Annotated in this window: 12 protein-coding genes; 2 read left to right on the top strand and 10 right to left on the bottom strand. The window is 63.0% G+C overall.

Annotated features, from left to right (window positions below):
• Positions 1-2: 2 nt before the first annotated feature.
• The 5 genes from EL191_RS15105 to EL191_RS15125 all read right to left on the bottom strand — a co-directional run bounded on the left by EL191_RS15105 (position 3) and on the right by EL191_RS15125 (position 3,879).
• Positions 3-839, bottom strand: a complete 837-nt coding sequence (locus EL191_RS15105; RefSeq protein WP_041980799.1) for a DUF2797 domain-containing protein — start codon at positions 837-839, stop codon at positions 3-5.
• Positions 839-1,102, bottom strand: a complete 264-nt coding sequence (locus EL191_RS15110) for a YeaC family protein (RefSeq protein ID WP_013716317.1) — start codon at positions 1,100-1,102, stop codon at positions 839-841. The genes EL191_RS15105 and EL191_RS15110 overlap by 1 nt, the downstream gene beginning before the upstream one ends.
• Positions 1,103-1,165: 63 nt before the next feature.
• Entirely contained in the window at positions 1,166-2,020 is an 855-nt protein-coding gene (locus EL191_RS15115) for a rhomboid family intramembrane serine protease (protein WP_041980798.1), read from the bottom strand.
• The gene (locus EL191_RS15120; protein WP_041980797.1) at positions 2,017-2,991 is read right to left on the bottom strand and encodes a metallophosphoesterase; all 975 of its coding nucleotides are present in this window, start codon (positions 2,989-2,991) and stop codon (positions 2,017-2,019) included. Before EL191_RS15120 ends, EL191_RS15115 begins: the two co-directional genes overlap by 4 nt.
• Entirely contained in the window at positions 2,992-3,879 is an 888-nt protein-coding gene (locus tag EL191_RS15125) for an NAD(+) kinase (protein ID WP_013716320.1), read from the bottom strand.
• Between the two features lie 93 nt (positions 3,880-3,972).
• On the opposite strand from EL191_RS15125, the gene EL191_RS15130 reads away from it, so the two are divergent.
• Entirely contained in the window at positions 3,973-4,908 is a 936-nt protein-coding gene (locus EL191_RS15130) for a DUF1853 family protein (protein WP_374189633.1), read from the top strand.
• Between the two features lie 17 nt (positions 4,909-4,925).
• Here the strand turns inward: EL191_RS15130 and EL191_RS15135 are convergent, their stop codons facing one another.
• From EL191_RS15135 to EL191_RS15145, 3 genes are read right to left on the bottom strand one after another with little or no spacing between them, the layout of a single operon-like run.
• Positions 4,926-6,035 (bottom strand): cyclic nucleotide-binding domain-containing protein, encoded by a 1,110-nt coding sequence (locus EL191_RS15135; protein WP_041980796.1) that lies wholly within the window; start codon positions 6,033-6,035, stop codon positions 4,926-4,928.
• A gap of 22 nt (positions 6,036-6,057) precedes the next feature.
• Positions 6,058-6,945, bottom strand: coding sequence for a 1-aminocyclopropane-1-carboxylate deaminase/D-cysteine desulfhydrase (locus EL191_RS15140; protein ID WP_017364046.1), 888 nt, complete (start codon positions 6,943-6,945; stop codon positions 6,058-6,060).
• Positions 6,946-6,995: 50 nt separating this feature from the next.
• Positions 6,996-8,363 (bottom strand): coiled-coil domain-containing protein, encoded by a 1,368-nt coding sequence (locus EL191_RS15145; RefSeq protein WP_041980795.1) that lies wholly within the window; start codon positions 8,361-8,363, stop codon positions 6,996-6,998.
• A gap of 564 nt (positions 8,364-8,927) precedes the next feature.
• Between EL191_RS15145 and EL191_RS15150 the strand changes: the two genes are divergently transcribed.
• Positions 8,928-9,884 carry a TAXI family TRAP transporter solute-binding subunit gene (locus EL191_RS15150; RefSeq protein ID WP_013716325.1) on the top strand — a complete coding sequence of 319 codons (957 nt, stop codon included), beginning with the start codon at positions 8,928-8,930 and terminating at the stop codon, positions 9,882-9,884.
• 35 nt (positions 9,885-9,919) lie between these two features.
• Here the strand turns inward: EL191_RS15150 and EL191_RS15155 are convergent, their stop codons facing one another.
• Together EL191_RS15155 and EL191_RS15160 are read right to left on the bottom strand one after the other, a co-directional pair.
• Positions 9,920-10,351: a nuclear transport factor 2 family protein gene (locus EL191_RS15155; RefSeq protein WP_013716326.1), complete on the bottom strand. Its 432-nt coding sequence runs from the start codon at positions 10,349-10,351 to the stop codon at positions 9,920-9,922.
• A 63-nt stretch (positions 10,352-10,414) separates the two neighbouring features.
• Positions 10,415-12,448, bottom strand: coding sequence for an NADPH-dependent 2,4-dienoyl-CoA reductase (locus EL191_RS15160; RefSeq protein WP_041980832.1), 2,034 nt, complete (start codon positions 12,446-12,448; stop codon positions 10,415-10,417).
• Positions 12,449-12,575: the final 127 nt, after the last annotated feature.

Raw genomic sequence — 12,575 nt, forward strand, 5'->3', positions numbered from 1 at the left:
TGTCAGGCGGCGATCTCGTGGACGGCCAGCTGATAGGCGGTGTATTTGCGGATATTGATCACGCCGGTGTCGAACATCAGGTACTGGCCCTTGATACCGAGCAGGGTACCCTCGGCCAGAGGAGACTTGTCCAGGTTGAAACTGCTGATCTTGGCCGGATAAGCCTCGATGGGATAGCGGATTTCCAACACCTCGGCCGCGCTCAAGGGCTGGATGGCCTGCAGGCCGAAACGCTGCTGCAGCTCGGTGATACCCGCGCCGCAGCTATCGAACAACTGCTCGCGGGTCGCCAGCAGATCGACCGGCGCGGCGTCGCCCTTGAGCAGTGCGCGCCAGTTGGTCTTGTCCGCCACCTGCGAACGCAGCAGATCCTCGACGAAGCCGGACTGCTGCCGGGTGGCCACACGCAGGATAGGCAGCGCCTGGGTCGCACCCTGGTCGATCCAGCGTGTCGGCACCTGGCTGGCACGAGTGATGCCGACCTTCACACCACTGGAATTGGCCAGGTAGACGATATGGTCGGTCATGCAGAACTGCTCGCCCCAGTTCGGCTCGCGGCAGGTGCCTTGGTCGTAATGGCAGCGCTCCGGGCTCATGATGCAGACGTCACACTGCGCCAGCTTCTGCATGCAGGGATAGCAATAACCTTGGCTGAAACTGGTCTTGGTCTTGCGCCCGCAATGGCTGCAGTGGATAGCGCCGAGGTATTCCAGGCGCAGACTCTTGCCCACCAGCGGATTGACCGGCACCTCTTCATCGCCCAAGCGAAAGGCGTACTGCACCGGCGCGTCGAGATGCGCCTTCATCTTGCTCAGCGAACCACGTCCTAACTCAGTCATCAGTGAAGGGTATCCGACGACTTGAACAGCAGATTGGGTGCAGGCTCGGACTTGGATTGACACTCCTGCGGGCCCATGTAGCCAGTACGCTGATCTTCCGGCAGGTTCTGCATTTCCCAGGCGATCATCGCCTGCAGGCTCAGCTCTTTCTGCTCCTGAGTCAGCTTGCGGCCGTCCGGCCATTTGCCGATTTCCACGGCCAGCTTGAGGCTCGCGTAGATTTCCGGGGTGATGTTTTCAATCGCATCGAGAAAGGACGACATACAGGTCTCCAAGTAAATCGTAGGGTGAGCCGGGCGGCGTTCCGCTTCAGCCCACCAGATAAATCAGCGTCTTGCCAGCATACCGCCAAGCAGCCCGGTCAGGCAGCCGATGAGCAGGCCGCCAACATGAGCAGCATTGGCAATGGCACCAACACCCAGCGTTTCGAAGATTCCGGTCATACAGACCACCAGCCAGATCAGCATCATCACCAATACGCCGGGCGGCAGCCGGTAGGCCGGATTCGGCGCCAGGCGCTGGTAGATCCAGCAATGCCCGAGCAAGCCGTAGAGCACGCCGGACAAACCACCGAAGAGCGATGGACCGGCCCACCAGTACTGAGCGAAGTTCGACGCCAGGCCGAACAACAAGGTAAGCCCGAGCAACCCAATCGCCCCCTGGCGAAACTCGATACGCCGCCCCAATTCCCAGTACCACAGGCTGTTCATCGCCAGGTGCAGCCAACCGAAGTGGATCAGCATCGGCGTAATCAGGCGCCACCACTGGCCACTGCTCAATGTCGCATCGAGGTAATTGAGGTAGAGGCTTTCGCCGTCGATACGAAAATCGACGAAGCTCAGCCAGCGAATGGCGGCGAAGTTCTCTCCGGCCAGGGTCACGGCGAAGACAATGAAGGTGGTCAGCAGCACCAGGGCGGTGATCGGGCTGCGGCGCAGTTGATTGAAGAAACTCTCCCGCACCGGCGCAGCGCTTGCCGGCAACTCTGCACCGATGTCGCCCTGCGGGTGACGGGCATAGAGTTCGCGCACCTGCTCGGCGAGCTCCTCACTCGGCACCCAGAGCACCTGTTGCCCACCCTCTTCCGCCACCCGGTGCGGCACTCGAAGACGCCGCAACAGGGCGACGAAGCCGCTCAAATCGGTATCCAGCGGCAAGCGCAAAACTACGACTGCCGTCATCGCGGCGCCTCCTGCGGAGCGACATCGACCCAGACGAATTTACCTGCGTCCAGACGCGTCTCCTGATCCAGACGGTAAGCGACCAGACGACCGCCGACCACCGCGCTGTAGTCCAGGCAAGCCAGGTTCGCTCGAATCGGTGCCGGTTTGCCGCGTCGCCAGTAATGACCAACGAACAACAGTGGCTCGTGCGCGCCATATCTGAGCAGCTCGTCCTTCTGCAGCTCGGTCAGGGGCGTCTGCGCTGCCAACTCCGGCAATGCATCGGGCTGGAAGACGATATCGCCGTAAGTCTGCGGGTTCTCCTCCCAGAACTTGGTGCGGAAGTAGGAACGGGTGAAGCCGTCGCCGCCGGTCAGGGTCAGCCCGTGCGGCAGGCGCATGTCGGTACCGCGCAGCAGACGGTCGAGCGCCATGTTGGCGAAACTGCCAGGCACGGCTGCGGCCTGCAGGAAGTGCTCGTCGATGCAGCCATCGGGGAACTGGGCCTTGAGCGGCGCGATCAGCTCGGCGTCCCAGCAGGCATGTACGACACGGAAACGCCCCGCATCGATGAATAGCGGCATCTCGTAGAACCAGCGCAGGAATTCGCGCCACTCCTGCGGATGGTCTTCGAACTGTGCCAATGTCTCGCGCATCAGGCGCTGGTGGCGCGGGCTGTGTTCGCGCACGTACTGGCGGCCACTACCCGGCGGCGCCGGCGTGCTCCAGCCCAGCGCGTTGAACTCATGGTTGCCCATGATGCACAGCGCCTGGCCGGCACGCACCATGTCATGCACCAGATGCAGGGCTTCGCGAATGCCGGGGCCACGGTCGACCAGGTCTCCGAGGAAGATCGCCATACGCGTCGGATGGCGCCACACGCCGCTCTGCCGGCTGTAACCCAGACGTTCGAGCAAGCGTTCGAGGGTGCGCGCACAACCGTGGATATCACCGATCAGGTCATAACCACGATGGGGGTCGAGGGACATTCAGTCCTGTCCTCCCAGGCGGCTGCCCCAACCGAGTTTGGTGCGGCAGACCTCGTAGTAGTTGTGATCCAGCGGATGGATCAGGCGCAGCTTCTGTGCCTTCTTGGCCACGTGCAGGGTGTCGCCTGGTGCACAGGTGAAATGGTTCTGACCGTCGCAGGAAACCTGCGGATAGATGGTCATGTCCGGCGATACCACCACCTTCAGCTCGCTGTTGCCGTCGACCACGATGGGCCGACTGGACAGGGTGTGCGGGTACATCGGCACGACCACGATGGCATCGAGCTTGGGATGCATGATCGGCCCGCCAGCCGACAGGGCATAGGCGGTCGAGCCAGTGGGCGTGGCCACGATCAGGCCGTCGGCCTTCTGGCTGCAGACGAACTGGCCATCGATATACAACTCGAACTCGATCATTCGCGTCGATTTACCGGGGTGCAGCACCACATCGTTGAGCGCATCGCCCTGGCCGATGGCTTCTCCCTGGCGGCGCACTTCAGCCTCGAGCAGGAAGCGGTTCTCGGTCAGGTACTGGCCTTCCAGCACCTGCGCTACCTTGAGTTCCAGCTCATCGGGGCGGATGTCGGTGAGAAAGCCGAGGCTGCCACGGTTGATCCCCAGCACCGGTACCTTGTGCCGTGCCAAGGCGCGCGCCGCGCCGAGCATGCTGCCATCGCCGCCGACGACGATCACCAGATCGCAGACCTCGCCGAGCATCTTGCGCGAGGAGGTCTGCAGGCCGTGCCCCGGCAGCACATCGGCGATGGTGTCCTCGAGAATCACATGCAGGTGACGGTCGATCAGAAAGCGTTTGAGACGACGCACGGTTTCCAGAACCCGCGTGCTCCCCAGGCGCCCGATGATGCCGACATTGCGAAATTGCTCCATGGGACTCCCGCCAGACAGATTAGAAACGATGGGAGATTATCGGCCAAAGGCCCGGGCTACAGCAAACCAGCACCGTCACTGCGCTATGCTCGGATGATGATCGCTCCCGACATGTTGCATGACCTGCTGCAGAACCTGCGCAACCCTGCTGTGCGCGATCTGGCCTGGACGCTGTGCTCCAGCCCCATGCTCGGTGAAACCACGAAAGCCCAGCGCCACCCCCTGCAAGCCAGTTGCTGGAGGCGACAGCCGCAACGACTGGCAGACTGGCTTGCGCAGCAGGACAGGGACCCTAGCGCCCTGCACAGCTGGCTGGCGGAAAAACCGGTACGCCGCCTCGGCCTGTACTACGAGCGTCTGTGGCAGTTCGCCCTGCATGCCGCACCTGACGTCGAAGTGGTCGCCGCCAATCTGCCTATCCGCCACAACGGTCAGACGCTAGGCGAGCTGGACCTGCTGTTGCGCGACGACGAGGGCGAACATCACCTGGAGCTGGCGGTGAAGTTCTACCTGGGCACGGACGGCAGCGATACCGCTGATTGGCTCGGCCCCGGCAGCCATGATCGACTCGACCTGAAACTGAGCCATCTGGCGCATCACCAATTGCCTCTGTCGTCGCGACGCGAGGCCAGGGGACTGCTGAACGAGCTGCAAGTGAGCGAGGCTCACTCAGCCTTCTGGCTCGGCGGCTATCTGTTCTATCCCTGGCCTAGCGGCTGCCCATTACCTCGCGGCGCGGCGCCCGCGCACTGCCGGGGCAATTGGCTACGCCAGCGTGACTGGAATGACTTCGCCGTGACGAGGCCAGGCGCGCAGTGGCAGCCGCTTCCACGACTGGCCTGGCTGGCGCCAACGCGGGTGAGTGCCGATGGACGCTGCTCCGATGAAATGTTTGAGCAATGGCTGAACACGTTGCGCCCAGAGGCTCAGGCGCAGCTGCTGGTACGACTGGAGGAAGATCACGCTGGGGATTGGCGAGAGGTCGAGCGAATCTTTCTGGTCAACGATCAATGGCCGGCGCACTCGTAGCCCGGAGCTAGCACTGCTCAAAGACTGCGCTCGATACGCCCCCCGGAGCGCGCCAGATACCCGGCGCCGCTTTCGCAGAGCAGCGCATCGCGCTGCACCGCCGGCAAGCCATCCAGGCCGTCACGCAACGCATAAACGCTGTAACCCAGTTGCGCGAGGAGAAACACCGCACTGCTGCTGCGCTTGCCGCTGTCGCAGTAGCACAGATAGGTGCGCGAACGATCCAGCAAGCGTGCCTTCAAGCGTAACAACTGCAACGGCATATGCAGGGCCTGGGGTGCATGCGTCTTCTCGTACTCTTCCAGCAAGCGGACGTCGAGCCATTGCGCACCTTGCCCCAGCAACCTGGCGGCCTCGCCCAAGGACACCTCGGCCACCACGGGCGCCTTGAGCAGCGCGAAGAAATCCTGGCGGTCCAGGCGCAGCACGCTGCCGGCTTCGACCATGGTCACCGTAGCGTTGCGCGGCCGGTCGGCGAGCAGGGCTTCCTCACCGAAACAGGCCCCCACTTCCAGTTCCGCCAGCACCTGGCGATCACTGCCGGCACTGCGAATCACCTCGGCACGACCGCTTTCCAGGAAATAACAGCAGTCACCGTTGGCGCCCTCTTCGAGAATCTGACTGCCCGCCGCAAGTTCGACTCTCTGCAGGCGCCCCAACATGTTCTGCACGTTAGCCGGCGGCACCTTGGCAAACAGCGGGTTCTCCAGCAGTCGCTCCAGCCACTCGACATCGACGCCACTCTGTTGCAGTGCCAGCAACAGGTCCTGATGCGCCAGGCGCCAGGTCAACAGGCGATCCAGGGTGGCACTGTCGATCATCAGCACGCTGATATCGGTCAGGGCACGCGCATCATGCAGTCGCGGCAAACCCGGCGACACGGGATGACAGCTGATCTCGCTACCCGCCTGAACCCTCTGCGTACGCCCTTCGGCATCCTGCAGCTGCAACTCACCGGCCAGCAGATAGCACGTCAGGCGCGCCTGATCGCCCTGGCGAAATAGCAGCTGCCCCGCCAGCAGGGGCTGCGGTACCAGTTGGCTGCGCAACTCACGCCACTGCTGCTCGGAGAGCGCATTGAGTGGCGTCAGGCTGCGTAACTGTTCGGGGGTAAGGGGTTCGCTCATGAAAGTTTCCAGGCTCCGCTGGTCAGACCTGAGTGTAGCCGGCGTCTGCGCCCATCAGCGCTCGACGCCCCTGCAAGCCGCCAGTATGAATGAAGATCAGCCGACTGCCGCGAGCAAGTTGACCACTTTCACAGAATTCGCGCAGCGCCATGAGCGCCTTGCCGGTATACACAGGCTCCAGCGGCAAACCGCTGGCCCGTTCGGTGTCCTGGATGAACTGGCGCAACTGCTCGTCGAGCCGGGCAAAACCGCCACGCGCGGCGTCGATCAGGCGATAGCGCCGCTGCGTCTCACCGGCCTCATCCAGCAGCCTAGCCACCTGGCCGGCGACACCGTGGTCACTCGGCACCGCCAGCGCACCGAATACGGCGCGATGCGGCTCACCAAGCACCAATCCGGCCAGGGTCGTACCGGTTCCGGCCGCCAGCCACCAGGCCTCGAAATCAGCCCAGCCGATCGTTGTCAGCTGCCTTTCGGCCATCTCGACCAGAGCGCTGCAACCTCGTGCACCCTGCAGCCCCAGACCTCCCTCGCCTATCGCGTGAAAGCCACTGTAGCGGGCCAGCCAGGGCGTCCAGAAATCCGGCTGATGGCGGGCGCGGTAGCCGCCATAACCCAGCCAGTGCAGTTGCATGCCCATGCGCTGCAGGTCATCGACGGTCGGCGTCCGCTGCGCCTCACCACGCAGCAAACCAACGGTGGCGAAACCAAAACGCTGCCCCGCAGCGGCCAGCGCATGCAGGTGATTGGAATGAGCACCACCCAGGCTGATCACGCCCTGCGCGCCCGCCGCCTGCTCGAGATAGGGCGCGAGTTTGAACCATTTGTTGCCGGATACCAGCGGGTCGACGAGGTCGAGGCGCAGGCAGGCGAGTTCGACGCCGGCAGCGTCGAGCCAGGGCAGCTTCACTGGGTGCAGTGGCGCCTGCGGGCGCCAGTGGGGAATGTGTATCGGCAAAATCAGCTGACGGTACGCAAACGGCTACTCGCCTTGTGTCGCGTACAGCAGTTCGAATCGCCCAGCGTGAAACGGCTGGGGGTATCGACACGGTCGATCGGAATGGCGCAGCGTTCACCGCTAGGTAAGGTCGCATCGCAGCTAGGCTGCTGATAATGCGCCAGCCAGTGACGGTACTGTTCTTCGGAAACGAAGCATTTGCTGGCCGCGTACGCCATGGGATTGTCCTGATAGCGGGCAACGTCCTGCAACGGAATGGTCAGGTGCCCGGCGCCGGGATGGTACACCACGAACACCACACCGAGCCTGGCCAAGCGCTCCAGTACCTGGTCGCCGCCCTGACTGGCGAAGGCATCGCGCTCACGCTTGAGACGTTCGATCTCTGCCTGCTGCTGGGCGTCCAGTTCGTTGCGATAGGCCAGCTCGACATCGCGCACGGCGATCTGCTCCTTGTACTCCGCCACGGCCGCAGCGACCTTGGCGCGCACCTCACCGTCAAACTGCGCACGCAGGATATCGCCCTCGGTACGACCATGGCGCTCCAGTGCACGCAACTGTTGCGTCATCTCCTCGCGGCTGCTTTGGAAGCTTTCGGCCTGAGCCGCCAACTGCGCCTTGAGACTGACGTTGAGTTCCTCCTGCTGGCGCAGCGCCTGGTGAAGGCCGTGTAGCTGAGCCTGCAGATGCTTGTTCTGCTCCTCGCTGGCCAACTTGAGCTTGGCCAGTTCTTCCTCGTGCTGCTGGGTCAGGCTGGTGATACGCAGGCGTTGCTGTTGAATCAACTGCGCGGTCTTGGCGCGGTGCTCCTGATCCATCTTCTGCGCCAGTTGGTCGGCGACTTCCTTGGCCGGGTCCGCGGCATACCACTTGTCTTCGGGAGCCACCTGCAAACGCTCGGCGACCACCGCCTGGGCGCTGTCGTCCTCGACCAACAAACCGAGCTGATTGCGTTTGACTGCATCACGCAACAGCACCAGATCGTTTTGCCCAGGGGCCAGGCTCGGGTCCCACAAATGCATCTGGTGCCACGACACCGGGCACTGGCTGCGACAGGCCAGGCGAATCGGGCCGGCGCCGAGGTCCGGGCCACGGCCGGCACGCTCGGCCAGGTGCTGCAGAGGAATGTTCCAGCCCTTGTCAGGGCGACCGTCCTCGTCAAAGTCCAGAAAGAAGAACACTGCAGCCTTGACCAGCAGGCGCGGATTGATCACCACGAATACCGCGCGCATCTGCTCGTCGGCGAATTCGGGCATGTTCACCACACCGTCGAGCAAGGCTTCGAACTCAGGGAACATCATCTGTTTGCAGATACCGCGCTCACTGAAGAACATCACGGCTTCCACCATCTGCGGCTTGTTCTGCATGCTCATCGAAGACCCTCTGAACCAACGGGGATATGCGCGTACGGCATCGATCGTCAAAGCCCATCCTGCTTTGGCGATTGATGCCGTCCCTGATCGGTCAGGCAAGTCTAGGGGAAAACCCGCACCCAGCAATGTGACTGGGTTGGCACTCACTCTGCGAGCCACGCCGGATAGCGCGCCACTCGCGCCAAAATGTGACAGGGGCGAAATACCGATAGCGGCCTGACTCGGCTGCCGCCCCATCAAGCGCAAATAAATCGGCGGATTTCCGCTACCCCAAGCACCCAACACAAGCGAATTTCCGCCTACAAAAGACGACAGAGAAATCTTCATCCGCTCTAGAACAGTATTCCGGCAACCTGGCACGCCACCTGCTCGCCCCCTAAAGAGCCCGCGCGTCTATCGCGTGGCCGGACTGATAAAAAAGACAAGAGGTCAGCCATGTTTTGCCAGCATTGCCCTGTCACCCCTACCCGCTCGCTTCACTTGGCGCACGCCTGCCAGCAAAGCTGCAAATACCCTCAGCACTGACCCGCCGGCCCGAGAAAACAACAATAACGGAGAATCCCCATGCGCTTAGCCAAGCGTGTTGGCCTGCTCGTCGCTGCCGCGATCCTGGCCAACAGCCCCAACGCTCACGCCAATCCAACCCCGATCAACATCCTCACTGGCGGCACCAGCGGCGTGTACTACCCGCTGGGCATGAGCCTGTCCGAGCTGTACAGCGAGAACATCGAAGGATCGACCGCCAGTGTCCGCGCAACCAAAGCCTCGGTGGAGAACCTCAACCTGCTACAGATCGCTCGTGGCCAGCTGGCCTTCGCCCTCGGCGACTCGGTAGCCGATGCCTGGAAGGGCGACGAGGAAGCCGGCTTCAGGGCGCCGCGTGACCGCCTACGTGCCATCGCCGGGATCTACCCGAACTACATCCAGATCGTCGCCAGCCAGGCATCGGGCATCACCAGCCTGGAGGATCTGCGCGGCAAGCGTATTTCCGTCGGGGCGCCGCGCTCGGGTACCGAACTCAACGCTAGGGCAATCTTCAGGGCCGCCGGCCTGAGCTACAAGGACATGGCACAGGTGGAGTTCAAGCCCTACGCCGAGTCCGTGGAGCTGATCGAAAAGGGCCAGCTGGACGCTACCCTGCAGTCGGCCGGCCTGGGTATGGCGGCGATTCGCGAACTTGCCGAGCGCGTGCCGATTACCTTCGTGGCCATTCCAGAGCAGGTGGTATCGCGCATCGGCAGCGGCGCCTATCAGTCAGGCATCATCCCCGCCGGCACCTACAAGGGCCAAGCCAACGACGTGACGACAGCCACGATCACCAACGTTCTGGTGAGCCAGACCAGCGTTTCCGACGACCTGGCCTACCAGATGACCAGGCTGCTATTCGAAAACCTCGACCGCCTGGCCGAAGCCCATCCGGCCGCCAAGGACATCAGACTGGAGCGGGCGATCAATGGCCTGCCAATTCCGCTGCATCCCGGTGCCGAACGTTTCTATCGGGAAGTCGGCGTACTCAAATAGGAGAACGCGCCCACTCTTGCAGTGGGCGGCGAACCTCAGCCCTTGGCTGCAGCGAGAAACGGCGCGAGACGTTGCGCCATCTCCGCGCCAAGGGCTTGCAGCCCGCTCATCGGGCGCACCATGACCTCGAACTCGACGATCCGTCCCGACTCGTCGAAACGGATCATGTCGATCCCCTTCAATTCACGCTCGCCCACCCGCGCAGAGAACTCCAGCACCACATTGAGGCCATCGGCTGTCGCCAGCTCACGGTGATAGGCGAAATCCTCGAACACCTTGAGCACGGTATTGAGGATCAGATTGACCGCCTGCGCGCCCGGATACGGGCTATGCGCCATGGGCGATCTGAACACCGCCTGCGGGTGCAGCAGCTCGGGCAAGGCGCTGAGATCCTTGGCGGCGATGAACTGGTGCCAGCGTTCGAGGCTAGCCGCTGCGGCGGGTTGCAATTGTGCGTTGAGGGACATGGGGCTTCTCCTTGTTATTGTCAGCCGCATAGAACACGCCCCGCACGAGGCGGGGCGTTGTCATTACAGTTCCGCCGCCAGGCGCGAACCCTGGTTGATCGCCCGTTTGGCATCCAGCTCGGCGGCGACATCGGCGCCACCGACCAGGTGCACGCGCTGACCGGCGCTCTCCAATCCTTCCTGCAGCTCGCGCAGCGGATCCTGCCCCGCGCAGACGATCACGGTATCGACCGACAGCACCTGCTCATCACCGCCTGCGATACGGATATGCAGGCCGGCATCGTCGATCTTCACGTACTCGACCGAATTGAGCATTTGCACGTTCTTGTTCTTCAAGCCAGTGCGGTGAATCCAGCCGGTGGTCTTGCCCAGGCCGTCGCCGACCTTGGTCTTCTTGCGCTGCAGCAGGAACACCTCACGCGCCGCCGGGTGCGGATGCGCCTCGACACCCGCCACACCACCACGCGCTTGCAGCGCGGTGTCGATGCCCCACTCCTTCCAGAACGCGTCACGGTCAAGGCTGGTGGCCTTGCCCTGGTGAGTGATGTACTCGGAGACGTCGAAACCGATGCCACCGGCGCCGATCACCGCGACCTTCTGCCCGACCGGCTTGCGTTCTAGAATGGCGTCCAGGTAGCCGATCACCTTGGCATGATCGATACCCGGAATCTCCGGTGTGCGCGGGGCGATACCGGTGGCCAGGATGATCTCGTCGAAGCCGCCCTTGAGCAGATCGTCCACCGACACGCGAGTGTTCAGGCGCACATCGACACCGGTGGTTTCCAGCTTGCGCTTGAAGTAGCGCAAGGTCTCGTAGAACTCTTCCTTGCCCGGCACGCGCTTGGCCACATTGAACTGGCCGCCGATCTCGGCGGCCGCGTCGAACAGGGTCACGCTGTGACCGCGCTCGGCAGCCACGGTAGAAGCCGCAAGTCCTGCGGGGCCGGCACCGACCACGGCGATCTTCTTCACTGCGGTGGTGGGAATGTAGTTCAGCTCGGTCTCGTAACAGGCGCGCGGGTTGACCAGGCAACTGGTCAGCTTGCCGCCGAAGGTGTGGTCCAGGCAGGCCTGGTTGCAACCGATGCAGGTGTTGATCTCGTCGGCACGGCCTTCGGCCGCCTTGTTGACGAAGTCCGGGTCGGCAAGGAACGGGCGCGCCATCGACACCATGTCGGCGTCGCCTTCGGCCAGCACCTGTTCGGCGACTTCCGGGGTGTTGATGCGGTTGGTGGTGCACAGCGGGATACCAACTTCACCCCTGAGCTTGGCAGTGACCTTGGTGAAGGCCGCACGCGGTACCTTGGTGGCGATGGTCGGAATACGCGCCTCGTGCCAGCCGATACCGGTGTTGATGATGGTGGCGCCAGCCTGCTCGATGGCCTTGGCCAGCAGTACGATCTCGTCCCAGGTGCTGCCGCCCTCGACCAGGTCGAGCATCGACAGGCGATAGATGATGATGAAGTTCGGCCCGACTGCCTCACGCACGCGGCGGACGATTTCCACCGGCAGGCGCATGCGGTTCTCGTAGCTGCCACCCCAGCGGTCGGTGCGATGGTTGGTGTGGGCCACCAGGAACTGGTTGATGAAGTAGCCTTCCGACCCCATCACCTCGACACCGTCGTAGCCGGCTTGCTGGGCCAGCACGGAGCAATTGACGAAATCGGCGATCTGCTTCTCGATGCCCTCCTCGTCCAGCTCACGCGGCTTGAACGGGTTGATCGGCGCCTGGATGGCGCTCGGCGCCACGGACTTGGGGCTGTAGGCATAACGGCCTGCGTGGAGGATCTGCATGCAGATCTTGCCACCGGCCTCGTGCACGGCCTGGGTGACGACCTTGTGCTTCTCGGCCTCTTCGACGGTGGTCAGCTTGGCCGCGCCGGCATACACGCCCCCCTCCTCGTTCGGGCCGATGCCGCCAGTGACCATCAGGCCGACACCGCCACGGGCACGCTCGGCGAAATAGGCCGCCATGCGCTCGAAGCCGCCCGGTTTCTCTTCCAGGCCGGTGTGCATGGAGCCCATAAGCGTGCGGTTCTTCAGCGTGGTGAAGCCGAGGTCGAGCGGGGCCAGCATGTGCGGGTAACGAGCAGTCATGGATATCTCCACATCGCGGTGCAGTTCACGGATCGCCGCGGTCTCATGGTCACGCGGTCGGTTATGGAGCCAGACGATAAAGAGGCTGCCAGCCATGCTCAATGATCAAAACTGACAAGATAATGAT

Origin of the sequence: Pseudomonas mendocina (assembly GCF_900636545.1) — a bacterium.
GTDB classification, from domain to species: Bacteria; Pseudomonadota; Gammaproteobacteria; order Pseudomonadales; family Pseudomonadaceae; genus Aquipseudomonas; species Aquipseudomonas mendocina.

What these genes read in the sequence shown, in the direction of transcription:
- EL191_RS15110 (WP_013716317.1), bottom strand. Translation starts at nt 1,102, where the DNA reads ATGTCGTCCTTTCTCGATGCGATTGAAAACATCACCCCGGAAATCTAC.
- EL191_RS15120 (WP_041980797.1), bottom strand. Translation starts at nt 2,991, where the DNA reads ATGTCCCTCGACCCCCATCGTGGTTATGACCTGATCGGTGATATCCAC.
- EL191_RS15105 (WP_041980799.1), bottom strand. Translation starts at nt 839, where the DNA reads ATGACTGAGTTAGGACGTGGTTCGCTGAGCAAGATGAAGGCGCATCTC.
- EL191_RS15125 (WP_013716320.1), bottom strand. Translation starts at nt 3,879, where the DNA reads ATGGAGCAATTTCGCAATGTCGGCATCATCGGGCGCCTGGGGAGCACG.
- EL191_RS15145 (WP_041980795.1), bottom strand. Translation starts at nt 8,363, where the DNA reads ATGAGCATGCAGAACAAGCCGCAGATGGTGGAAGCCGTGATGTTCTTC.
- EL191_RS15155 (WP_013716326.1), bottom strand. Translation starts at nt 10,351, where the DNA reads ATGTCCCTCAACGCACAATTGCAACCCGCCGCAGCGGCTAGCCTCGAA.
- EL191_RS15150 (WP_013716325.1), top strand. Translation starts at nt 8,928, where the DNA reads ATGCGCTTAGCCAAGCGTGTTGGCCTGCTCGTCGCTGCCGCGATCCTG.
- EL191_RS15115 (WP_041980798.1), bottom strand. Translation starts at nt 2,020, where the DNA reads ATGACGGCAGTCGTAGTTTTGCGCTTGCCGCTGGATACCGATTTGAGC.
- EL191_RS15160 (WP_041980832.1), bottom strand. Translation starts at nt 12,448, where the DNA reads ATGACTGCTCGTTACCCGCACATGCTGGCCCCGCTCGACCTCGGCTTC.
- EL191_RS15130 (WP_374189633.1), top strand. Translation starts at nt 3,973, where the DNA reads ATGATGATCGCTCCCGACATGTTGCATGACCTGCTGCAGAACCTGCGC.
- EL191_RS15135 (WP_041980796.1), bottom strand. Translation starts at nt 6,035, where the DNA reads ATGAGCGAACCCCTTACCCCCGAACAGTTACGCAGCCTGACGCCACTC.